Raw genomic sequence first — 22084 nt, forward strand, 5'->3', positions numbered from 1 at the left:
GCCATGCATCTCGAAGAGTCGCCGACCACCGGCGACGAGGTGATCACCAACTACACGATCAATTTCGGGCCCCAGCATCCCGCTGCCCACGGCGTGTTGCGCATGGTGATGGAACTCGATGGCGAGATCATCGAGCGGATCGATCCGCATGTCGGCCTGCTCCACCGCGGCACCGAAAAGCTGATCGAGCACAAGACCTATCTGCAGGCGCTGCCGTATTTCGACCGCCTCGACTACTGCTCCCCGCTTTGCATGGAGCATAGCTACGTCCTGGCTATCGAAAAGCTTCTCAATATCGAAGTGCCGGAGCGCGCCCAATACCTGCGCGTGCTGTTCGCGGAGCTGACCCGCATCTGCAATCATATGCTCAATATCGGCGCGCATGTGATGGATGTCGGCGCCATGACGCCGAACCTGTGGGTGTTCGAACTGCGCGAAGACTGCCTGAATTTCTTCGAGCGCGCCTCGGGCGCGCGCATGCACAGCGCCTGGTTCCGCCCCGGCGGCGTCCATCAGGATGTTCCGGAAAAGCTGCTCGTCGATATCGGCGAATGGCTCGATACGCGCCTGCCCGAACTGTTTGGCGATGCCATGAGCCTTGTGCTCGACAACCGCATCTTCAAGCAGCGCAATGTCGATATCGCCGTGGTCAGCAAGGACGATGCCGTGGCCTGGGGCTTCTCCGGCCCGATGATCCGCGCTGCCGGCATTCCGTGGGATCTGCGCAAGTCGCAGCCTTACGACGTGTACGATCGGATGGATTTCGACATTCCCGTCGGCACCAATTCGGACTGCTACGACCGCTTCGTGGTGCGCGTGAAAGAAGTCTACGAAAGCGCGAAGATCATCAAGCAGTGCCTGGCGCAGATGCCGTCCGGCCCGGTGGCGAGCGACGACCGCAAGGTGGCACCGCCGAAGCGCGCCGAGATGAAGCAATCGATGGAAGCGCTGATCCACCACTTCAAGCTCTATACCGAGGGCTTCCACGTGCCCGCGGGCGAGGTTTATGTCGCCACCGAAAGTCCCAAGGGCGAATTCGGCGTCTATCTCGTCAGCGATGGGTCGAACAAACCCTATCGCTGCAAGATCCGCCCGACGGCATTCTCGCACTTACAAGCAATGGATTTCATGAGCCGCGGCCACATGCTGCCCGACGCCACCGCCATCCTCGGCGCCATCGACGTCGTGTTCGGGGAGTGCGACCGGTGAGACAGTATTTGAATTGGCTTGATCCGAAGATTGATCCAGCACGCGGCAGCGTTCGTGGGCTGGTCGCCGCGCATGTGATAGGCTTCGCATGGATGGCGATTATCGTCTCTCCGGCAGTGCTTATAATTGGAGAACCGGGCACCTACGGTTACGACAATCTAATCCTGCCGGTTCTTATATTCTCAGTCTTTCCGCTCTTTCTCCACTATGGCCGATATATTCAGCTGTACGCCCGCACGAATGGAGCCTAAAACTAATGGCTGACCGTTCCCCCGCACCCGATACTCCCGAACTGCGCGAGCGCTGGGGTGCCTTCGAGTTCACCGAAAGCTCCCGCGAGCGTGCCGACAAGGCAATTGCGCGCTATCCCGAAGGTCGCCAGCGCTCGGCGGTGATGCCGCTGCTCGACCTTGCCCAGCGCCAGGTCGGCGAGGAAACCGATACGCAGGGCTGGCTGCCGCTGCCGGTGATCGAATATGTCGCCGACTATCTCGACATGCCGGTCATCCGCGTGCTCGAAGTCGCCAGCTTCTATTTCATGTACAACATGAAGCCGGTGGGTAAGTACCACGTGCAGGTCTGCGGTACGACGCCCTGCATGCTGCGCGGTTCGGACGGATTGTTCGAAACCTGCAAGAAGCGCGGCATGAGCAAGGGCCATGTTTCGGAAGACGGCCTCTGGACGCTGACCGAGGTCGAATGCATGGGCAATTGCGCCACCGCGCCGATGGTCCAGATCAACGACGACAATTACGAGGATTTGACGCCCGCGCGCCTCGATGAAATCCTCGACGAACTGGCCGCGGGCAAGCAGCCGAAAACCGGCACACAGATCGCAGGCAAGCGGACCAGCGAACCCGAAGGCGGACCCACGACGCTGAAGGAAATGGTCGACGCCAATCACGATTACCGGAAGGAATGGTGATGATTTCCCGTTTCTCCTGTCATCGCGAGGAGCCGCGGGCGACGCGGCGATCCATCGCGCAGGTCCATGGATTGCTCCGTTACACTCGCAATGACTTTGCGAAGGGAGGCTTTGCTTGAGCATCGCCACTATCCTCATTGCGCTGATCCTGGGCTTTGTTGCCTGGAAAGTGCTGGTCGGACTCGTGAAATTCGGCGCGCTCGCGATCATCGCGGTCGCCGCCATCTACATCCTCTCGCAGGGGAGCACATTCTGATGCTTGCCGACAAGGACCGCATCTTCACCAATCTGTATGGCTTCCAGGACTGGGGGCTGAAGGCGGCGCAGCAGCGCGGCGATTGGGACGATACCAAGGCGCTGATCGCGCGCGGGCACGACAATATCATCGAAGAGATGAAGGCCTCGGGCCTGCGCGGACGCGGCGGCGCTGGCTTCCCGACTGGCCTGAAGTGGTCGTTCATGCCGAAGGAAAGCAAGGACGGGCGTCCGAGTTTCCTCGTCATCAACGCCGACGAATCCGAGCCAGGTTCCTGTAAAGACAGAGAAATCATCCGCCACGATCCGCACAAGCTGATCGAAGGTGCGCTGGTGGCCGGATACGCCATGCGGGCGAGGGCGGCCTATATCTACATCCGCGGCGAGTATATCCGCGAAGCCGAAACGCTGCAAAAAGCTGTCGATCAAGCGTATGATCAGGGGCTGATCGGACGCAATGCGTGCAAGTCAGGCTATGATTTCGATGTGTTCGTCCACCGTGGTGCAGGCGCTTACATCTGCGGCGAAGAAACCGCGATGATCGAAAGCCTCGAAGGCAAAAAGGGCCAGCCCCGCCTCAAGCCGCCATTCCCGGCGGGCGCTGGCCTTTATGGTTGCCCGACCACGGTCAACAATGTGGAATCGATCGCTGTCGTGCCGACCATTCTGCGGCGCGGCGCGAGCTGGTTCGCAAGCTTCGGGCGCGAGAATAACAAGGGCACCAAGCTCTTCCAGATCAGCGGCCATGTAAACAAACCGTGCGTGGTCGAGGAAGCGCTCAGTATCCCGTTCAGCGAGCTGATCGAGAAGCATTGCGGCGGTATCACCGGTGGTAAGGACAACCTCCTTGCGGTGATCCCGGGCGGTTCGTCGGTCCCGCTGGTCCCGGCCGAGCAGATCTGGGATGCGCCGATGGATTTCGACGGGCTCAAGGATCTCGGTTCGGGCCTCGGCACGGCCGGCGTAATCGTGATGGACAAGTCCACCGATATCGTCCGCGCCATCAGTCGCATCAGCTATTTCTACAAGCACGAAAGCTGCGGCCAGTGCACCCCCTGCCGTGAAGGCACGGGCTGGATGTGGCGCATGATGGAGCGCCTGCGTACCGGCGATGCGGCGATCGAGGAAATCGACATGCTCCAGCAGGTCACCAAGCAGGTCGAAGGCCACACCATCTGCGCGCTCGGCGACGCTGCGGCCTGGCCGATCCAGGGCCTGATCCGCCATTTCCGCCCCGAACTCGAGCGCCGGATCGAAGAGCACAATGCCAAGTTCGCGGAGGCGGCGGAATGAGGCGCGAGGAGCCCTTGTCGAAATTTGCACTTCTTATCGGTGTGTCGGCGATCGTGTTGTTCTTTCACGAAGCAGGCAGCCATCTCTTGCAACTTGTAACCGAAGGATCGTTCAAGGATCCTGGCTATGCCCAGAGGCAAATTGTCGCGGGCGTGGTCTTCGCCGCACTCCTCGCGTGCGCCGCAGTTGGCGTCCAGTATCTGGCCGACATCAAATGGCTCCTGAAAAACAAGGTCGATCGCCATGCCTAAAGTCACCGTAGACGGACAGGAAATCGACGTACCCGACGGCGCGACCGTGCTTCAGGCGTGCGAGCTGGCGGGGAAGGAAATTCCGCGCTTCTGCTATCATGAGCGGCTGAGCATCGCGGGCAATTGCCGCATGTGCCTGGTCGAGGTGAAGCCGGGGCCGCCCAAGCCGCAGGCTAGCTGCGCGCTGCCCGCCACCGAAGGGCAGGAAATCCGCACCGACAGCCAGATGGTCAAGACCGCGCGCGAAGGGGTGATGGAGTTCCTCCTCATCAACCACCCGCTCGACTGCCCGATCTGCGATCAGGGCGGCGAATGCGATCTGCAGGACCAGTCGATTGCCTATGGTCGCGGCGCCACGCGCTATGAGGAAAACAAGCGCGCGGTCACCGAGAAGTATATGGGCCCGCTGATCAAGACAGTCATGACCCGCTGCATCCACTGCACCCGCTGCGTGCGTTTCAGCGAGGAAATCGCGGGTGTGGACGAAATCGGCGCGGTCGGTCGCGGCGAGGACATGCAGATCACCACCTATCTCGAACAGGCGGCGGAGCATGAACTGTCGGCCAATGTAATCGACCTCTGCCCGGTCGGCGCGCTCACCAGCCGCCCCTATGCCTTCGAGGCGCGTCCGTGGGAACTCAAGAAGACGCTCAGCATCGACGTGTCCGATGCGGTGGGCGCGAATATCCGCCTCGACAGCCGCGGCCGCGAGGTCATGCGCGCACTTCCGCGCATCAATGACGACGTCAACGAGGAATGGATTTCCGACAAGGCGCGCTATCAGGTCGACGGCCTGTCGAAGCGCCGCCTCGACAAGGTGTTCATGCGCAAGCGCGGGAAGCTGCAGCCGGCGAGCTGGGACGAAGCCTTCAAGGCCATCGCCAAGGCCAAGCCGGGCAAGGATATCGCGGCGATCGCCGGCGACATGGTCGATTGCGAAACGATGTTCGCGGCCAAGGCGCTGCTCAAGGCTTGCGGTTCGAAACTGATCGAAGGCCGCCAGACCGGCATGGATTACGACGTTTCGAACCTCGCAGCGGTCAATTTCAATTCGACCTTTGCAGGTATCGAGGCGGCGGACGCGATCCTGATCGTCGGCAGCCACATCCGCTGGGAAGCCGCGCTGGTGAATGTGCGCATCCGCAAAGCGGTGAAGCGCGGTGCGAAGGTCTTCGTCGTCGGGCCTTACTGGGACACGACCTATCCGGCCGAGTTCCTTGGCGAGGACCTGTCGGTTCTCGGCAAGCTGCCCAAGGAGGTTGCCGAAGCCTTCAAGGGCGCCGAGCGCCCGGCCATCATCATGGGCGGTGCGGCGCTGGCCAGGGGTGCGCTCGGCGCCGGACTGGCTTTTGCGGAAAAGTTCAAGCTGGTTCGCGATGGCTGGAAAGGGTTCAACGTGCTGCACTTCAGCGCCGCGCGCATGGGCGGGCTGATGCTCGGTTTCGCGCAGAAGGGCGGCATGAAAGACATCGTCAAAGCCAAACCCAAGGTGGTTGTCAGCCTGGGCGCGGACGAGATGGATTTCGAACCATTCGCCGATGCGCTGAAGGTCTATATCGGCCATCATGGCGACAAGGGCGCACATGCGGCGGACATCGTCCTTCCGGGTGCGAGCTATGCCGAGAAGGACGGGACCTACGTCAACACCGAAGGCCGCGTGCAGTTTGCCGAAAAGGCCGTGTTCGCGCCGGGCGATGCGCGCGAGGACTGGACGATCCTGCGGGCGCTAGCCGATGCGCTGGGCGTGAATGTGGGCTTCGACAGCTTTGCGCAGCTTCAGGGTGCTATGATCGCCGAAGTCCCCGCGCTGGGTGAAGAGGGTCTGGCGGATTACGGTGCATTCCCCAAGGCCGATGCCAAGGCAAAGGCCGAAGGAACCATATCGGCCTATCCGATAAGGGATTTCTATCTCACCAATCCGATCGCCCGCGCGAGCTCGGTGATGCAGCAATGTTCGAGCGAACTGCTCGGCGGTGGCGAACTGGCGGAGGCCGCCGAATAATGGCTTCTCCGATCATTCCCTTAGCAATTCTCGGTGTAAGCGGTCTCGCCGTATGGCGCGGTTTCCGCACCGACAGCAGCAACAAGTCGAGCGCGGCCAATGGCTGGCGCAACGAAGCCTATTCCGCCCGCGAGAAGGTGGAGAAGGGCAGGAAGCAGAAATGACCGAATTCTTCCAATCGCTCGGCATGACCTATGAATGGGCATGGTTCGTCGCGACCTTCGCCGGGATCCTCCTGATCGCATTGCCGGTGATGCTGGCAGTTGCCATGGTCATCTATGTCGATCGCAAGGTCTGGGCGGCAATCAATCTGCGGCGCGGGCCCAATGTGGTCGGTCCGTTCGGCCTGCTGCAAAGCTTTGCCGATGCGCTCAAGGTGATGTTGCAGGAAACCATCATTCCCTCGGCCGCCAACAAGGGCATCTTCATCATCGCGCCGATCGTCACCTTCACTGTGGCGCTGGCAGCCTGGGCGGTGATTCCGTTCAGCGAAACGGCGGTACTCGCCAATATCAATGTCGGTCTGCTCTACATCCTCGCGATCAGTTCGCTGTCGGTTTATGGCGTGGTCATGGCGGGATGGGCGTCGAACTCGAAATACCCGTTCTTCTCGGCCATGCGTGCCGCGGCACAGATGATTTCCTACGAAGTCTCGATCGGCTTCATCCTGGTGTGCGTGGTGCTGTGGGCGGGGACCTTCAATCTGAACGATATCGTGATGGCGCAGAAGGGCCACGGGTTCGGCATCATCAACGGCTATTTCTTCAATATCCTGCTGTTCCCGATGTGGGTGGTGTTCTTCATCTCCTCGCTCGCCGAGACGCAGCGCGTCCCGTTCGACCTGACCGAGGCCGAGAGCGAGCTCGTGGCCGGGTACCAGACCGAATACAGCTCGATGGCCTTCGCCATGTTCTGGCTGGGCGAATATGCCAACATCCTGCTGATGTGCATGCTCAATGCACTGCTGTTCTTCGGCGGATGGCTGCCGCCGATCGACTGGGCGCCGCTCTACTACGTGCCCGGCATCGTGTGGCTGCTGCTCAAGGCATTTTTCTTCTTCTTCATGTTCAGCTGGGTCATGGCCACTGTGCCGCGCTATCGCTACGACCAGCTGATGCGCCTGGGGTGGAAGGTGTTCCTGCCGATGAGCCTCATCTTCGTCGTCGTCATTTCCGGATATTTGATGGCCACCGGCCACTATGGAGCCGCCGCATGAGCGTCGCGCATCTCGTAAAATCGTTCACCCTGTGGGAGTTCGTGAAGGCGCATGCCCTCACGCTGAAATACTTCTTCAAGCCCAAGGTGACGATCAACTACCCGTTTGAAAAGAACCCGATCTCGCCCCGGTTCCGCGGCGAGCATGCGCTGCGCCGTTACCCCAACGGGGAAGAGCGCTGCATCGCCTGCAAGCTGTGCGAGGCCGTGTGCCCCGCACAGGCGATCACCATCGAGAGCGAACCGCGCGAGGACGGCAGCCGACGTACCACGCGCTACGACATCGACATGACGAAGTGCATCTATTGCGGCTTCTGCCAGGAAGCCTGCCCGGTGGATGCCATCGTCGAAGGGCCGAACTTCGAATATGCGACCGAAACGCGCGAGGAACTGCTCTACGACAAGGCCAAGCTGCTGGCGAACGGGGACAAGTGGGAGCGGGCGATCGCCGCGAACCTTGAAGCCGATGCGCCATATCGCTAACCGCCGCGCCAACGAGACACAGGGGTCATGATACAAACTCTCGCCTTCTACCTGTTCGCTGCGCTTGTGATCGCCAGCGCTGTCATGGTCATCATGGCGCGCAACCCGGTGCATTCGGTGCTGTGGCTGATTCTCGCATTTTTCAACGCTGCGGGTCTGATGGTCCTCGTCGGCGCCGAATTCATCGCCGCCTTGCTGGTGATCGTCTATGTCGGGGCGGTCGCGGTCCTGTTCCTGTTCGTCGTGATGATGCTCGACATCGATTTCGCTTCGCTGCGCGCCGGTTTCGTGAAGAATTTCCCGCTCGGCATCGCGATTGCGCTGGTCCTCGCGGCCGAACTGATCTTCGGCATAGGGGCATACCAGGCCGGGCGGATCGAACTCGGCGTCGCGAGCGGAGCGGCTGCACCGATCCTCGATGCCTCGAACACCGCCAGTATCGGTGCGGTGCTCTATCGCGACTATCTGTTCCTGTTCGAAGCGGCGGGCCTCATCCTGCTCGTCGCCATGGTCGGCGCGATCGTGCTGACTCACCGCCAGCGACCCGATGGCGCGCGCGGCCAGCAGAACATCACCAAGCAGGTGCGTCGCAATCCGAACGAGGCAACGGTCATGAAGCAGCCCACCGTGGGCGAAGGGGTCGAGCTGTGATCGGCATCGAACACTACATCGTCGTCAGCGCGATCCTCTTCGTGCTCGGCGTGCTCGGCATCTTCCTCAATCGGAAGAACATCATCGTCATCCTGATGGCGATCGAACTGATCCTGCTGTCGGTAAACATCCAGCTGGTGGCTTTCAGCGCTTTCCTCGGCGATCTGGTGGGGCAGGTCTTCGCCATGTTCGTGCTGACCGTCGCCGCGGGCGAAGCAGCCGTCGGGCTCGCCATTCTCGTCATCTATTTCCGTGGCCGCGGCACGATCGCGGTCGACGACGTCGACCGGCTGAAGGGATAAGCCCCGGTGCATCCGATACTACTTATCGTCTTCCTGCCGCTCGTCGCGGCAATCGTCGCCGGCCTGACCAACAAGGCCGCGCCGAGCGTGTTCGCCAAGTCGATCACGACCGGCGCGCTGTTCATCAGTGCCGCTTTGAGCTGGCCGATCTTTCTCGGCTTCGTGGGCGGAACCGCAGAACCGACAGTGGTGCCGGTGCTCAAATGGGTGCAGTCGGGTACGCTCGCCTTCGACTGGGCGCTGCGGGTCGACACGCTGACCGCGGTCATGCTGGTGGTGATCAACACTGTTTCGGCGCTCGTCCACCTCTATAGCTGGGGCTATATGGAGGAAGATCCGGACCAGCCGCGGTTCTTCGCCTATCTCTCGCTCTTCACCTTCGCCATGCTGATGCTGGTGACCGCCGACAACCTTGTCCAGATGTTCTTCGGATGGGAAGGGGTGGGTCTCGCATCCTACCTGCTCATCGGTTTCTGGTTCAAGAAGCCCAGCGCGAATGCCGCCGCAATCAAGGCCTTCGTGGTCAACCGCGTCGGCGATCTCGGCTTCATGCTGGGGATATTCGGCACCTATCTGGTGTTCGACACGGTCTCGATCAGTGAGATCCTCGCGGCTGCACCCGGCATGAGCGGGGCGACCATCGGTTTCCTCGGCTACAGCGTCCAGACGATGGACGTATTGTGCATTCTCCTGTTCATCGGCGCGATGGGCAAGTCGGCGCAGCTCGGCCTGCACACCTGGCTGCCCGATGCGATGGAAGGTCCGACGCCGGTTTCCGCGCTGATCCACGCCGCCACCATGGTGACGGCGGGCGTGTTCATGGTCTGCCGCCTGTCACCGATGTTCGAAACGGCGCCGGTCGCGCTCGGCATGGTGACCTTCGTCGGTGCGGCGACCTGCATCTTCGCCGCCACGGTCGGTACGACGCAGTGGGATATCAAGCGCGTCATCGCCTATTCGACCTGTTCGCAGCTCGGCTACATGTTCTTCGCCGCGGGCGTCGGCGCCTATGGCGCGGCCATGTTCCACCTGTTCACGCACGCTTTCTTCAAGGCACTGCTGTTCCTCGGCGCAGGCTCGGTCATCCATGCGATGCATCACGAACAGGACATGCGCTATTATGGCGAGCTGCGTAAGCACATCCCGCTGACCTTCTGGGCGATGATGGCCGGGACGCTGGCGATCACCGGTGTGGGCATCTATCACCTCGGCGCGGGCTTTGCCGGCTTCTGGTCGAAAGATGCAATCATCGAGGTCGCCTTCGCACGCAGGACCGAACTGGGCAATTTCGCCTTCTGGATGGGTGTTTTCGCGGCGCTGCTGACAAGTTTCTATAGCTGGCGCCTGATGTTCCTGACTTTCTGGGGCAAGCCGCGCTGGATCGAAAGCGAGCACATCCAGCACAGCGTTCACAAGACGCCGGAGCAGGCTGGCGAGGACACTACGGGCGGTTATCACCCGCACGAAAGCCCGCTGACCATGCTCATCCCGCTCGGCGTCCTGTCGATCGGTGCGGTGCTGGCCGGGCAGATCTTCGCGCCGACTTTCCTCGACAGCGCTGCTTTCTGGGGCAGCTCGATCTTCTACAACGAGCCGCTGATCCACGCGATGCACGGCGTGCCCTATCTGGTGAAGTACGCCGCGTTCATCGTGATGCTGATCGGCCTGTTCGTCGCCTGGTACGCCTATATCAAGGACACCAGCATCCCGGCGAAGACCGCCGAACAGCTCGGCCCGGTCTACCGCTTCCTCTACAACAAGTGGTATTTCGACGAGCTTTATCACTATCTCTTCGTGGTCCCGGCCTTCTGGCTCGGCCGCCAGTTCTGGAAACTCGGCGATATCGGCACGATCGACCGCTTCGGCCCCAACGGCGTCGCCTGGGTGGTCGAGAAGGGCGCCGTGGGCGCACGCAAGTTCCAGACCGGATATCTTTATAGCTATGCGCTGGTGATGCTTCTCGGCCTCGTCGCCGCGGTCACCTGGGTGCTGTTCTGATGGAGTTCCCCATCCTTTCCCTGATGCTCGCCATCCCCTTGGCCGGTGCAATGGCCTGTCTGTTCCTGGGTGCGCAAAGCGCGCGCATGGTCGCGCTTGTCGCCACTCTGCTGAACCTGGTTCTCGGTATCGTTCTCTGGATGAATTTCGAGATCGGCGGCGCGCAGTGGCAGTTCGTCGAGCGGGCGGAAATCTTCGCCGGCTTCAGCTATGCGCTCGGTATCGACGGCATTGCGCTGATGCTGATCATGCTCAGCGTCTTCCTGATGCCGATCTGCATCCTCGCCAGTTGGGATGCGATCGAAAAGCGCGTCGGCGAATACATGAGTGCCTTCCTACTGATGGAAGTACTGATGATCGGCGTTTTCGCCGCGCAGGACATGTTCCTGTTCTACATCTTCTTCGAAGCCGGCCTCATCCCGATGTATCTGATCATCGGCGTGTGGGGCGGCGATAACCGCATCTACGCCTCGTATAAGTTCTTCCTCTACACGCTGCTCGGCTCGGTCCTGATGCTGATCGCCATGATGTGGATGGTGAACGAAGCGGGCACCACCGATATACCGACGCTGCTGAACTACGACTTCCCGCCCGCCGCGCAGACCTGGCTGTGGCTGGCCTTCTTCGCCAGCTTCGCGGTGAAGATGCCGATGTGGCCGGTCCATACCTGGCTGCCCGATGCGCACGTTCAGGCGCCCACCGCCGGTTCGGTGATTCTCGCCGGTGTCCTGCTGAAGCTGGGCGGCTATGGTTTCATCCGTTTCAGCCTGCCGATGTTCCCCGAAGCGAGCGAGCAGTTCGCATGGCTGGTCTACATCCTCTCCATGGTCGCCGTGATCTATACGTCGCTCGTCGCCCTGGTGCAGAACGATATGAAGAAGCTGATCGCCTATTCCTCGGTCGCGCATATGGCGATCGTGACGGTTGGCCTGTTTGCCTTCAACGTACAGGGTATCGAAGGCGCGATGATGGTCATGCTCGGCCACGGCCTGGTGTCGGGCGCGCTGTTCCTGTGCGTCGGCGTCATCTACGACCGCCTGCATACGCGCGAGATCGCACGCTATGGCGGGCTGTCGATCAACATGCCGAAATATGCACTGTTCTTCCTGCTGTTCACCATGGCCAGCATCGGCTTGCCGGGCACCAGCAACTTCATCGGTGAATTCCTTGCGCTGGCGGGGATCTACAAGGTCTCGACGCTGGTGACGCTGGTCTGCACCACCGGCATCATCCTCGGTGCTGCCTATATGCTCTACCTCTATCGCCGCGTGGCATTCGGCGATCAGAAGAACGCCGATGCGGCCGCGATGCCCGATCTCAATGCCCGCGAATGGGCCATGCTTGCCCCCATCGCAGCCGCGGTGCTGTGGATGGGCGTCTATCCGGAAAGCTTCCTTGCCCCCATGCGTCAGGACATCGCTGCACTCGAAGCGCGTATCGCGCGGGCCGCCCCCGATTTCGATGCCGACAATGTGATCGGCACGCCGCGCGAGCATAATGCGAACTACGTCGCGCCTGCGCATGGCGAAGGCCACGGTGAAGAGGGAGCGCACTGATGAGCTACGCAACCTCTCTATACCTGACGGGCGCCGAAATCGGCCTGTCGCTGACCGGACTGGTTCTGCTGCTGGTTGCCGCATGGGGCGGCACGAAATCGGCGCGTCTTCTCACCATGGTCAGCGTTGCCGCGCTGATCGGCGCGGCGATTTTCAGTATCGGCCTGTTCGACCGGGCAACAAGCGAAGTCGCGGGTCGCGCTTTTGGCGATCTTTACCGGGCCGATGCTTTCGGCAGCTTCGCCAAGATCCTGATCTATCTCGCGTCCGCCGCGGTTCTCGTCGTCACTCCGCGATTCTTCGCGCAATCGGGCAGCTATCGTGCGGAATACCCCGTCCTGCTGCTGTTCAATGCGGTCGGCATGGGGATGATGGTATCCGCGACCGACCTGATGACGCTCTATATCGGCCTCGAGATGTCGAGCCTGTCGAGCTACGTCCTGGCCAGTTTCCTGAAACAGGATGGCCGGTCGAGCGAAGCGGGGCTTAAATATTTCGTTCTCGGCGCACTGGCCTCCGGCATCATCCTCTACGGCGTCAGCCTGGTCTATGGATTTACCGGATCGACCAATTACGAAGGCATCCGGGCAGCGTTCGAAACCAACTTCTCGACCGGTGCGCTGTTCGGTGTGGTGTTCGTGCTCGCCGGCCTGGCATTCAAGGTCAGCGCGGTGCCGTTCCACATGTGGACGCCCGACGTTTATGAGGGCGCTCCCACGCCGGTCACCGCATTCTTCGCCAGCGCTCCAAAGGTCGCGGCGATGGGCATGCTGCTGCGCATGGCGATGGACCCCTTCGCCGGCGAGGTGGACAGCTGGCGCCAGATTGTCATATTCTCCGCACTGGCCTCGATCGTGGTCGGCGCGCTGGGCGCCATCGGCCAGCAGAACCTCAAGCGCCTGCTCGCCTATTCCTCGATCAACAATGTCGGCTTCATCCTGATAGGCCTTGCCGCGGCGACACAAGCAGGCGTAGCCGCTTCGCTGACCTATGTGGCGATCTATGTCGCCATGACGGTCGGCAGCTTCACCGCGCTGTTGATGCTGCGCGCACCCGACGGCACCAATCTCGAGACCTTCGCGGATATTTCGGGCCTTTCGACAAAGCGCCCGGCGCTGGCATGGTCGCTTCTGGCAGTGATGTTCAGCCTGGCGGGCATTCCGCCCCTGTTCGGCTTCTGGGGCAAGTTCGTGGTCTTCCAGGCAGCCGTTCAGGCCAACCTCGTCGCCCTGGCGGCCATCGGCATCGCGGCAAGCGTGATCGGCGCTTTCTACTACCTCAAGTTCATCAAGGTGATGTTCTTCGACGAGCCCACGCGCGAGATCGAGACGACAAGTCCGTTGAGCCATTGGGCGGTATTGGCCATCTGCGTGGCGATCATCTCGCCGCTCGGCTATCTGCTGACCATTCCGCTGGGTGAATGGACTGCGCAGGCGGCAGCCTCGTTCGTCGCCGCGATGTGATCCGCTTCGTCACCGAAACCGGTTCGACCAATTCAGACCTTGCGACACGATTGCGTGCGGGCGAGGTGGTGCCAGAAGGCCATTGGCTGGTCGCAGACCGTCAGGCGGCCGGGCGAGGGCGGCAGGGCAGGACCTGGTTCGACGGCACCGGCAATTTCATGGGCTCTACCGTGGTCCATCTTTCGCCGCGCGATCCCAATCCGGCAACGCTGGCTCTGGTGGCCGGTATTGCGGGATATGAGGCGGTGTCGGGCCTCCTTGCCGAGCCGGGCCGGTTGAAGCTCAAATGGCCGAACGATCTGCTGCTGGATCATGCCAAGCTGGCGGGAATCCTGCTGGAACGGGAAGGGCCGGCGATTGTCGTCGGAATGGGTGTCAATCTGGCGGCGCCCCCCGATTTGCCCGATCGCGAGACCATCGCTCTTTCGGCTTTCGGTCCAGCGCCCGACCGCGATCTTTTCGCTCGGACGCTGGCATCGGCGTTCGACCGGGAAATCGACCGCTGGCGTACCTATGGGCTCGAACCGTTGATCCGTCGCTGGGAAAGTGTGGCGCATTCCCGGGGTACGGAGTTGACGGTGAATCCCCCGGGCGAGGACAGGATCGTGGGCACTTTCGATGGGCTTATGGCGGATGGGGCCCTTTTACTACGCTTGGCGGATGGCACGGTCCGTGCCATCCACGCGGGCGATGTGATGCTCGTGAACCAGGGGAACTGAACCATGCTGCTGGCGGCCGATGTCGGAAACACCAATGTGGTTTTCGCCTTGTTCGAGGGGCGCGAGATCAAGGCTCGCTGGCGGATCGCCACCGATCCGCGCAGGACGGGTGACGAATACGCCGTGTGGCTGCTTCAGCTCGCCGAGTTTCAGGGCTTCAGTACGGAGGATATCACGCAGGTCATCATCGGCTCGGTGGTACCGCGCGCCATTCACAATCTCACGGTTCTGTCCGAGAAATATCTCGGTATTACGCCGCTTATCGCAGGGCAGGGCGGTGCCGAATGGGGCTTCGAGCTGGATATCGAACAACCCAGTTCGCTCGGTGCGGACAGGGCCCTGAATACGCTTGCCGCGCATGCCAAATATGACGGCGATCTGATCGTGGTGGATTTCGGCACCGCGACGACATTCGACGCGGTCGATTTCAACGGTGCCTACAAAGGCGGGATCATCGCGCCCGGCATCAATCTTTCGCTCGATGCGCTGGTGGGCAATACCGCGAAGCTCCCGCGCATCGCCATCGAGAAGCCGGGTAGCGACAGCGTTATCGGCCGGAACACGGAGGATCAGATGCTGATCGGCGTCTTCTGGGGCTACGTCTCGCTGATCGAAGGTCTGATCGCGCGCATGAAGAAGGAAATCGGTCGACCGGTCAGGGTCGTCGCGACCGGCGGGTTGGCGATATTGTTCGACGAGCACACCGATCTGTTCGACTTGGTCGATGCAGACCTCACGCTCGAAGGTCTGGCCATTCTTGCGGAGCGTTCGGCTTGAAGAAAGATTTTACCCCGGAAGACGAACTGCTTTTCCTCGCGCTCGGTGGATCGGGCGAGATCGGCATGAACGTCAACCTTTACGGGTGTCAGGGTCGCTGGCTGATGGTCGACCTCGGGATGACCTTTTCGGGCGATCAGTATCCCGGCGTCGACCTCGTCTTCGCCGACATCGAATTCATCGAGGAGCGGGCCGACAAGCTCGAGGCGATCGTGCTGACGCACGCCCACGAAGATCACATCGGTGCCGTACCCTATTTCGCCGCCGATCTGGGTGTTCCGATCTACGCGACGCCGTTCACCGCCGATCTCGTCCGAAGGAAACTGGAAGAGGCAGGCATCGTCGATCAGATCGAACTCAAGGTGGTTGACGACGATCATGGCAGCTTCGAAGTCGGACCGTTCGAGATCACCTACATCCCGCTCGCGCACTCTATTGCCGAAGGCAACGCGCTGCTGATCGATACCCCGCACGGCCGCATTTTCCACACGGGCGACTGGAAGCTCGACGAAGACCCGATCATTGGCGAGCCGACCACCGAAGAAGAGCTGACCGCGATTGGCGATGAGGGCGTGCTCGCGCTCGTCTGCGACAGTACCAACGTCTTCAACCCCGCGCCCAGCGGATCGGAAGGCGCGGTGCACAAGGGGTTGCTGGAAGAAGTACAACGTCACACCGGAAAACGCGTTCTGGTTACAACCTTCGCCAGCAATGTTGCACGCCTCCAGACACTCGGCGACGTCGCGCGCGAGACCGGCCGCCAGCTATGCGTGGCCGGCCGTTCGCTCGACCGCATCATTGAGGTGGCGCAAGACAACGGCTATTTGCAGGACCTGCCCGATCTTGTCGATTTCGATACGGCAATGGGCCTGCCGCGCGGTGAGGTTCTGATCCTCGCGACGGGCGGGCAGGGGGAACCGCGTGCTGCACTCGCCCGCATTGCCGAAGAGAACCACCCCCTCGAACTGGTCAGTGGCGATGTGGTACTGTTCTCCAGTCGCCAGATTCCCGGCAACGAGATTGCCATCGGCGCGGTACAGAACCGGCTTGCAGCGCGCGGGATTACCATGGTCACCGACCGACAAAGCATGATTCATGTCTCGGGGCATCCGGGGCGACCGGAGCTCGAGGCATTCTATGGCTGGCTGCGGCCGGACATTCTTGTCCCGGTGCATGGCGAGATGCGACACATGCAGGAACAGGGCAGGTTGGGGAAGGCGAACGGTATCCCCGACCAGGTAGTCCAGCAGAACGGCGACATCGTCCGGCTCGCGCCTGGGGCTCCGGGCAAGATCGCGGAGGTGCGGGCAGGGCGGCTCGTTCTCGATGGCGACATCATCGTTCCCGCCGATGGCGAGGCCATAGCCATGCGTCGTCGGATCATGCGCGAGGGCGTTCTGATCGTCGCGCTCGATGGCGATCTCAATCCGCGTATCGACAGTCTCGGATTGCCTCTCGACGAGGATTACGAGGACTTTGTGACCGAAGCGAGTAGCGATATCCGCGATGCGATAGCCAAGCTGCGCGGAGCCGATCGCCGCTCGGAGGCCAGCGTCCATGAAGCCGCGCGTCTTGCGGCGCGCCGTGCCGCCCAGCGCTGGTCGGGCAAGCGTCCGCAAGTCCGCGTTATCGTGCCGAATCTCTAGGAGACGCACCGATGCAATGGACCAGCATTCTTGCGATCTATTTCCTGTTCTTCGTGTTCAGCGCCTTCGTGCTGCTACCGTTCGGCGTACGGACCCACGACGAGGCGGGGGTCGAAAAAGTACCCGGGCAGGCCGACAGTGCGCCCGTGGAGTTTCGCGGCGGGAGGGTGCTATTGCGTGCAGCCTTACTCGCCGTTCTTGTCACCGCCGCCTATGTACTGAACTACATTTACGCGTGGATCACTGTCGATGATCTGATGTTCTGGGGCCCTTGGGCGGAATGATCGCTACCTCAGGCGTTCCAGGGCCTGCGCCAGCACAACATAGAGCTTACCCATGTCGCTGCTGAGCAATGTAACGCTGACGGCATTGCCATCTCGGGTCGATAACATGGTGCGGAGCATCGCCTCGAAATCATGGATGTAACGGCTGACATGCTCACGAAAATCGTGATCGCTGTCGTATAGCTCAGCGATCTCGCGCGCTTCGGTATTGTCCAGCAGACGAACGGCCCGGCGGGTGAAAATTCCGCGATCGCCCCGCAGATAACTTGCCCATGCCGTGTCCGTGATTTCGGTCGACAAAGCCTTCGCGATATCGATGGCATTCGAGTTCAGGCTCTCGGTGATCAGAGCGACCCGGCGAGAGAAATCGTTGCCGACATCTTCGGTCGCACGTTCGCGGGCATGGGCGATGCGGCTCTCGAGATTGCCGGCAAGTTCGTTGACCTTGGCCAGTTGGTCGCGCAGCTGTCGTGTAACTTCGCGTCCGGTCTCCGCCGAACGCTCCGTGGCGCGATCGAGCGAGGAGATCGCTTCCTCGGTATGCTCCCGCAGTGCCTTGTCGATGGCCTCGGCACTTTGTGCGCCGACATTCTCAGCAATGCTCTTAATACGCTCGGCCTGTTCGGTTTCGATGGCCGTCAAAGCGTTGCGCGCGCTGCCTTCCAGGGTTGCGATCGCGTCGCGCAATTCTCCTTGGGCGCGAGCGGACACGGTGGCGCTTTCGTCGCCCAGTGCAGCAACACTTGCGCGCAGACGCTCAATCCCGTCGACCTGAGCTGCCGCGGTTTCGCCGAAGTGGGCTTGGAAATGGTCTACTCCAGCTATGGCCTCGCGGCTCCGAACCTCCGCAGCATCCATGCTCGAAGTAAGCGCTTCGCCCGTCGACTTTGCTTGATCGAGCAAGCTTTTCACTTCGGTCGCACGCCTTTCGATCTCGGCAAGGCGTGCTTCGCTCTCCTCTATGGCGACGGGTAGGTCTTCTCGACCGTGCTTCGCGCTGGCCTGGATGAGCTCAAGCAACCTCACGCTTGCATCGGTCAAGGCCGCTACTGCCATGTCCGTGCCGTCCAGCGCTTCGCGGCTTTCCAACAACTTCGTATTCAGCGCGTCGATACCATCGGACAGTTGGGAGTGCGCTTCGCGGCCCTGCAGCGACACCGATTCGAATGTGGCGCCCAGCGCCGCAATTCTTTCGCCGAGTTCCTCGCCTTCCACTGAGATGAGCGAAAGCTGCTCGGCCTGGGCTGCCCGACGCTCCGCAATTGTTTCATCAAGTGCGGCAAGCCGCTCGGTTAGCCGGGTATGCGCTGCCTCTTCGGCCTCGTCGAATTCGGTCTGTCGCCGCCCGGTTTCGATAGAAAACAAGCGGTTGCGTTCCGCAATCCGCGCATCCACGTTCTCTGCCTCGTTGAACAATTCTTTCAATTTGGAACTGGCCGAAGCGGTTGCGGCTTCATCGATGCTGGCAATTTCTGCGACTGCTTCGCCCAGACGTTCCTGCATGGCCGCAATCTGACTGGCCCAGGCCGTCAAGGCATGGGCTTCTCCGTCGCGGATTGTCTCGGCGAATTGCTTGCTTTCCCGACGGACCGTTTCGAGGCGATTGTTGAGGCTTTCCATCGCCGCCTCGCGCTCAACGCCAGCTGCAGCATTAGTTTCGGCCAGCTCGGCTCGCAGGCTTTCGAAGCGCTTCCTGATGGAAGCCAGCGCGTCAATCTCGCGACTGTCGAGCTCGCCGCGAAATGCTTCGCTACTGTTCCGCAGTTCCGAGAAACGCTGTTCTGCGATGTCGCCTAGCTGGTCGGCTTGCGCCGCAAACGCATCTAGCGATGCATCGACGCGTTTGCGCAGGGACGCGACTTGCCGTTCGCTGGCCGCTCCGAATTCGTTCAGCCGTTCGAAGCCCTCGATCAAGTCGTCAAGCTGGCTTCTTGCCTCGCGTCCTGCTCCACCGATCTGGTTCGAAACATCTTTTGCCGAGTTGGCGATAACCGGTAGATTGTCGCGCAGTTTGCCCATGTTTTCCAGAGCACTAACGCTGACACGTGCTATTGATTCGACCTTATCGCCATTTTCGCCAATGAGCGATTGCAGGCGATCAGCATGCTCTGACAGTCGATCGGTTGCAGTGCGACCGAGATAGTCCAGCTCTCTGGTCTGGCTGGTCAGGAATTCGCGCGCCAGGCTCAGTTCGCGATTGACCGTGACGAGACGCGCTTCGAGTTCGGCCGATTGAGTGGATAGCGCGTGCGCGACCTCCGAAAACCGCCTCGCCTCGCGGGTCGAATTGCGCATGGCGAGCAGCCAGACCGCAACGACAAGCAGGACCGGGATCGACCATTGCGTGGCAAGGGCGGACCATCCATCGGGCGTCGGTCCCGTTTGAATAAAGGCATGATGTGCCCATCCGAAAAAGGCCGTCCAGCCTAGTATGACCGTGATAGCAAGCGCAGGAGCGAGCCAGCCACGTCTTGGTTTGAGCTCCTCATCTTCAGGCCATTCTTCTTGAAACAATTCTTCATCATCACTTGATGTTTCTTCGTTAACATCCTCGGAAACCTGGATTTCCGGAGTGTCTTCATCCGTCGAATGATCGACGGCCTGGATCAGAGGGCGCTTTCTCATAGATTGTAAATCTATCACCAAAGTTCGCGGCCTTAAACTATATTTAACCACTGTGTTCGCGCGGTGCGACCGTGTCCTGCCAATTGACCGGCTTTATCTCGGCTTGCAGGACCGCAGGGAGATGCGGGCTTGAAACCGCATGGATGAGCACGTGGGCATTACAGACTGAGGGAAAGTGTATCTTGCGGGTTGGCGAGTGCCCTGTACCGCACTTAGAAGCATGGCTCGTTTCGCAGTATCTGTCCGGAGTTGAACTTGCGCGCCGCCCTGCTGTCAGTGCTCGATGGCCAAGCCGATCCGCGCAAGGTCCCGGGGCCATTCCGAATGCTCGCTGGCGCGCGCATTGTAGAGCGTCAGCTCGATATCGCATTGGCAGCGGGATGCGAGATCGTTGCTTGCCTTGCGAATACGGTTGGTCGGGAGGTCATCGATCTTCAGTACCGTGCCGAAGCAGCTGGAGCGCGGTTCATAGCAATTCGCGAGCCGCGCAAACTTTCTGGATTGGTCACTGCGACCGACGAATTACTGGTGCTTGCGCCGGGCGTGCTGCCCGATGAGGAGCCGGTTCTTCGTTATCTCGGGAAACCGTGTGTTCTGGTGTTTCCCGAGGATCCTGCGATCCAAAGAGGATACGAGCGGATCGACGCCCAGTTCGCATGGGCCGGGGCGTTGTTGGTGAAAGGGAACGCAGTCGAGCATCTCGCACAACTTCCCGGAGATGTCGATGCGCCCTCTGCCCTCCTGCGGATCGCGCTTCAGGCAGGCGTGCGAACCCATCCGCTCGAAACGCGTCTGCTGGAAGATCACGCCTGGTTGCGCGATCCTTCGCCGGAAGAGCTGGCAGCGCGTGAGCGGAGCTGGGTTTCGGGTCATGCCGACGTAGCATCGTTTGCCGCGCCGGGCCTTGCTATCGCGGAACGAATGGGAGTGCGTCTCGCTCAGGACACGCTTGGCGGAAACTTGCCGAAGATACTGGCGCTGGCCTCGGTCCTTGCGGGAGCGATCGGCCTGTCTCTGGCAATCGCCGGGTGGTTGCTGCCCGGTTTTGGCTTTGCCGCTCTTGCGACGTTGCTGTTCGCGATGGAGGAGGTGGTCCGGCGGGTTTCGAATGCCGGGCAGGTTCGACCGCGCGTACCTCTGTTGGTCCAGGCGATGACGATTCTGCTCGATCCCCTGCTAGTGGTCCTTCTCGCCATGGCATCGCCGGAAGACACTGGGTGGCTTCGTCTCTTTGTGCCCGCCGTGCTTTTCGGTTTGCTGCATCTGGGCGAAAAAATCGGCACGAAGCGTTGGAAGCGCAGTTATGCAGACAGAGTGCTGTTGTCTGTTCTGCTTGTTCCGGCAGTGTTTTTCGGCGTGGCGCAGCCGGTGGTAGCGGTGCTATCGGCTGCTGTTCTGATTACGCTTTTTCTCACTTCCGAACCGCGAAACTAACGCGCATTTAACCATAACGCCGCTATTCGTGAGAAATGTCGATGCCTGAAGCATCTCGAGAGGACGCTGCCGACCAGGAAACCCTGCGCGACGCGCTCGCCCGCGGGAACGTGGCGCTCGCGCGCATCGGGCCCATTCTTTCGCACTTGCTGGCTGCGCCCGACCATTCTTTGTTCAGCGACGAAATCGTCGCGCGGATACGCGGCATGTGTCAGCATCTTGCCTGGCAGGTACTCCGCGCGCAGGCCGAGGCCGCAGGGCAGGCGGGGCGCGAGGCTTTTGCCGAACGACATGGCGAGGCGCTGGCGGAACATCTCCTGAGCGGTCCGGCTCTGCTGGCCCATTGCCATGCATTGGCGCTCGAATGGCAACTTACGGAGAAGCTCGAGATACAATACGGTATCGATCCGGTGCTTTCCCCGCTCATCCAGGAGTTGATCGCGGCGGAAGATGACGGTCTTGCCAGCGCTGCCATGGCATCCCTGACCGCCCAGGCTCGTTTCTCGCAGACCCAGCGCCGAATGGAGTTGCCCCTCGGCGAGCTTCCGGGAGACCTGTTCCACGACCTGCTCATGGATTGGCGCGCCTTTGGCGGTCATCTTCGGTCCGATGCGATGATCCGCGCCGAAGCGAAACTGCGCAACGCCTATGACGAGGGAGCCGGACGGATCGCGCTGCTGTCGCGCGTCGTTGGCGGAATGGGCAATGATGTGCAGCGAGCGCTCGATATCGATCAAGCTGGCGCGCCGCTGTTTCTTACGGCGATGGCTGCACGCACGGGTCAGTCGCGGGTTGCGGCAGTATTGTCGACCAATCAGGAGCAGACCGCACGCCTCGCGCTCGGCTTGCGCGCGGCCGGCCTCGACAGTTCCGAGGTCGAGCGTCAGGTGCTGCGTCTCGATCCCAAGGCTCTGCCACCGCGCGAGATCGCCGGTATGCCGCCGGAAGATGCACGCCGGCTTCTGGCCGAAGCTGCGATCGCTGGAGGCGCCTGAC

General features: G+C 61.2%; 21 protein-coding genes. 20 read left to right on the forward strand and 1 reads right to left on the reverse strand.

What is annotated here, in order from left to right; translation table 11 throughout:
• Nucleotides 1-3 precede the first annotated feature (3 nt).
• The 18 genes from K3174_RS01445 (at nucleotide 4) to K3174_RS01530 (ending at nucleotide 17029) form a co-directional block, all read left to right on the forward strand.
• Nucleotides 4-1209: an NADH-quinone oxidoreductase subunit D gene (locus K3174_RS01445; protein WP_425594414.1), complete on the forward strand. Its 1206-nt coding sequence runs from the start codon at nucleotides 4-6 to the stop codon at nucleotides 1207-1209.
• 256 nt (nucleotides 1210-1465) lie between these two features.
• On the forward strand, nucleotides 1466-2134 hold the full coding sequence (nuoE, locus tag K3174_RS01450; protein WP_221555050.1) for an NADH-quinone oxidoreductase subunit NuoE: 669 nt from the start codon (nucleotides 1466-1468) through the stop codon (nucleotides 2132-2134).
• A 115-nt stretch (nucleotides 2135-2249) separates the two neighbouring features.
• A complete protein-coding gene (locus K3174_RS01455; RefSeq protein ID WP_221555052.1) occupies nucleotides 2250-2390 on the forward strand; it encodes a hypothetical protein in 141 nt (46 codons plus the stop codon).
• Nucleotides 2390-3682: an NADH-quinone oxidoreductase subunit NuoF gene (gene nuoF / locus K3174_RS01460; protein ID WP_221555054.1), complete on the forward strand. Its 1293-nt coding sequence runs from the start codon at nucleotides 2390-2392 to the stop codon at nucleotides 3680-3682. The genes K3174_RS01455 and nuoF overlap by 1 nt, the downstream gene beginning before the upstream one ends.
• A 41-nt stretch (nucleotides 3683-3723) precedes the next feature.
• The gene (locus K3174_RS01465) at nucleotides 3724-3933 is read left to right on the forward strand and encodes a hypothetical protein (RefSeq protein WP_221555056.1); all 210 of its coding nucleotides are present in this window, start codon (nucleotides 3724-3726) and stop codon (nucleotides 3931-3933) included.
• Entirely contained in the window at nucleotides 3926-5935 is a 2010-nt protein-coding gene (gene nuoG, locus K3174_RS01470) for an NADH-quinone oxidoreductase subunit NuoG (protein WP_221555058.1), read from the forward strand. The genes K3174_RS01465 and nuoG overlap by 8 nt, the downstream gene beginning before the upstream one ends.
• Nucleotides 5935-6099, forward strand: coding sequence for a hypothetical protein (locus K3174_RS01475; protein ID WP_221555060.1), 165 nt, complete (start codon nucleotides 5935-5937; stop codon nucleotides 6097-6099). The genes nuoG and K3174_RS01475 overlap by 1 nt, the downstream gene beginning before the upstream one ends.
• Entirely contained in the window at nucleotides 6096-7151 is a 1056-nt protein-coding gene (gene nuoH / locus K3174_RS01480) for an NADH-quinone oxidoreductase subunit NuoH (RefSeq protein ID WP_221555062.1), read from the forward strand. The genes K3174_RS01475 and nuoH overlap by 4 nt, the downstream gene beginning before the upstream one ends.
• The gene (gene nuoI, locus K3174_RS01485; protein ID WP_221555064.1) at nucleotides 7148-7633 is read left to right on the forward strand and encodes an NADH-quinone oxidoreductase subunit NuoI; all 486 of its coding nucleotides are present in this window, start codon (nucleotides 7148-7150) and stop codon (nucleotides 7631-7633) included. Before nuoH ends, nuoI begins: the two co-directional genes overlap by 4 nt.
• Before the next feature lie 27 nt (nucleotides 7634-7660).
• Entirely contained in the window at nucleotides 7661-8284 is a 624-nt protein-coding gene (locus K3174_RS01490; protein ID WP_221555066.1) for an NADH-quinone oxidoreductase subunit J, read from the forward strand.
• On the forward strand, nucleotides 8281-8586 hold the full coding sequence (nuoK, locus tag K3174_RS01495) for an NADH-quinone oxidoreductase subunit NuoK (protein ID WP_221555068.1): 306 nt from the start codon (nucleotides 8281-8283) through the stop codon (nucleotides 8584-8586). The genes K3174_RS01490 and nuoK overlap by 4 nt, the downstream gene beginning before the upstream one ends.
• Nucleotides 8587-8592: 6 nt before the next feature.
• Nucleotides 8593-10584, forward strand: a complete 1992-nt coding sequence (gene nuoL, locus K3174_RS01500; RefSeq protein WP_221555070.1) for an NADH-quinone oxidoreductase subunit L — start codon at nucleotides 8593-8595, stop codon at nucleotides 10582-10584.
• Nucleotides 10584-12140 carry an NADH-quinone oxidoreductase subunit M gene (locus K3174_RS01505; protein ID WP_221555071.1) on the forward strand — a complete coding sequence of 519 codons (1557 nt, stop codon included), beginning with the start codon at nucleotides 10584-10586 and terminating at the stop codon, nucleotides 12138-12140. The genes nuoL and K3174_RS01505 overlap by 1 nt, the downstream gene beginning before the upstream one ends.
• Entirely contained in the window at nucleotides 12140-13603 is a 1464-nt protein-coding gene (gene nuoN / locus K3174_RS01510) for an NADH-quinone oxidoreductase subunit NuoN (RefSeq protein WP_221555072.1), read from the forward strand. Before K3174_RS01505 ends, nuoN begins: the two co-directional genes overlap by 1 nt.
• Nucleotides 13600-14322, forward strand: coding sequence for a biotin--[acetyl-CoA-carboxylase] ligase (locus K3174_RS01515; protein ID WP_221555401.1), 723 nt, complete (start codon nucleotides 13600-13602; stop codon nucleotides 14320-14322). The genes nuoN and K3174_RS01515 overlap by 4 nt, the downstream gene beginning before the upstream one ends.
• 3 nt (nucleotides 14323-14325) lie before the next feature.
• Nucleotides 14326-15099, forward strand: a complete 774-nt coding sequence (locus K3174_RS01520) for a type III pantothenate kinase (RefSeq protein WP_221555073.1) — start codon at nucleotides 14326-14328, stop codon at nucleotides 15097-15099.
• Nucleotides 15096-16745, forward strand: a complete 1650-nt coding sequence (locus K3174_RS01525; RefSeq protein WP_221555074.1) for a ribonuclease J — start codon at nucleotides 15096-15098, stop codon at nucleotides 16743-16745. Before K3174_RS01520 ends, K3174_RS01525 begins: the two co-directional genes overlap by 4 nt.
• An 11-nt stretch (nucleotides 16746-16756) precedes the next feature.
• Nucleotides 16757-17029, forward strand: a complete 273-nt coding sequence (locus K3174_RS01530; protein ID WP_221555077.1) for a DUF1467 family protein — start codon at nucleotides 16757-16759, stop codon at nucleotides 17027-17029.
• Between the two features lie 3 nt (nucleotides 17030-17032).
• Here K3174_RS01530 and K3174_RS01535 read toward each other — a convergent pair whose 3' ends face one another.
• Nucleotides 17033-19654, reverse strand: coding sequence for a coiled-coil domain-containing protein (locus tag K3174_RS01535; protein WP_221555078.1), 2622 nt, complete (start codon nucleotides 19652-19654; stop codon nucleotides 17033-17035).
• Nucleotides 19655-19909: 255 nt separating this feature from the next.
• Between K3174_RS01535 and K3174_RS01540 the strand changes: the two genes are divergently transcribed.
• Both K3174_RS01540 and K3174_RS01545 read left to right on the forward strand, forming a co-directional pair.
• Entirely contained in the window at nucleotides 19910-21088 is a 1179-nt protein-coding gene (locus K3174_RS01540; RefSeq protein ID WP_221555080.1) for a hypothetical protein, read from the forward strand.
• Between the two features lie 41 nt (nucleotides 21089-21129).
• Nucleotides 21130-22083, forward strand: coding sequence for a hypothetical protein (locus tag K3174_RS01545; protein ID WP_221555082.1), 954 nt, complete (start codon nucleotides 21130-21132; stop codon nucleotides 22081-22083).
• Nucleotide 22084 lies beyond the last annotated feature (1 nt).

This window comes from Qipengyuania qiaonensis (assembly GCF_019711515.1).
GTDB classification, from domain to species: Bacteria; Pseudomonadota; Alphaproteobacteria; order Sphingomonadales; family Sphingomonadaceae; genus Qipengyuania; species Qipengyuania qiaonensis.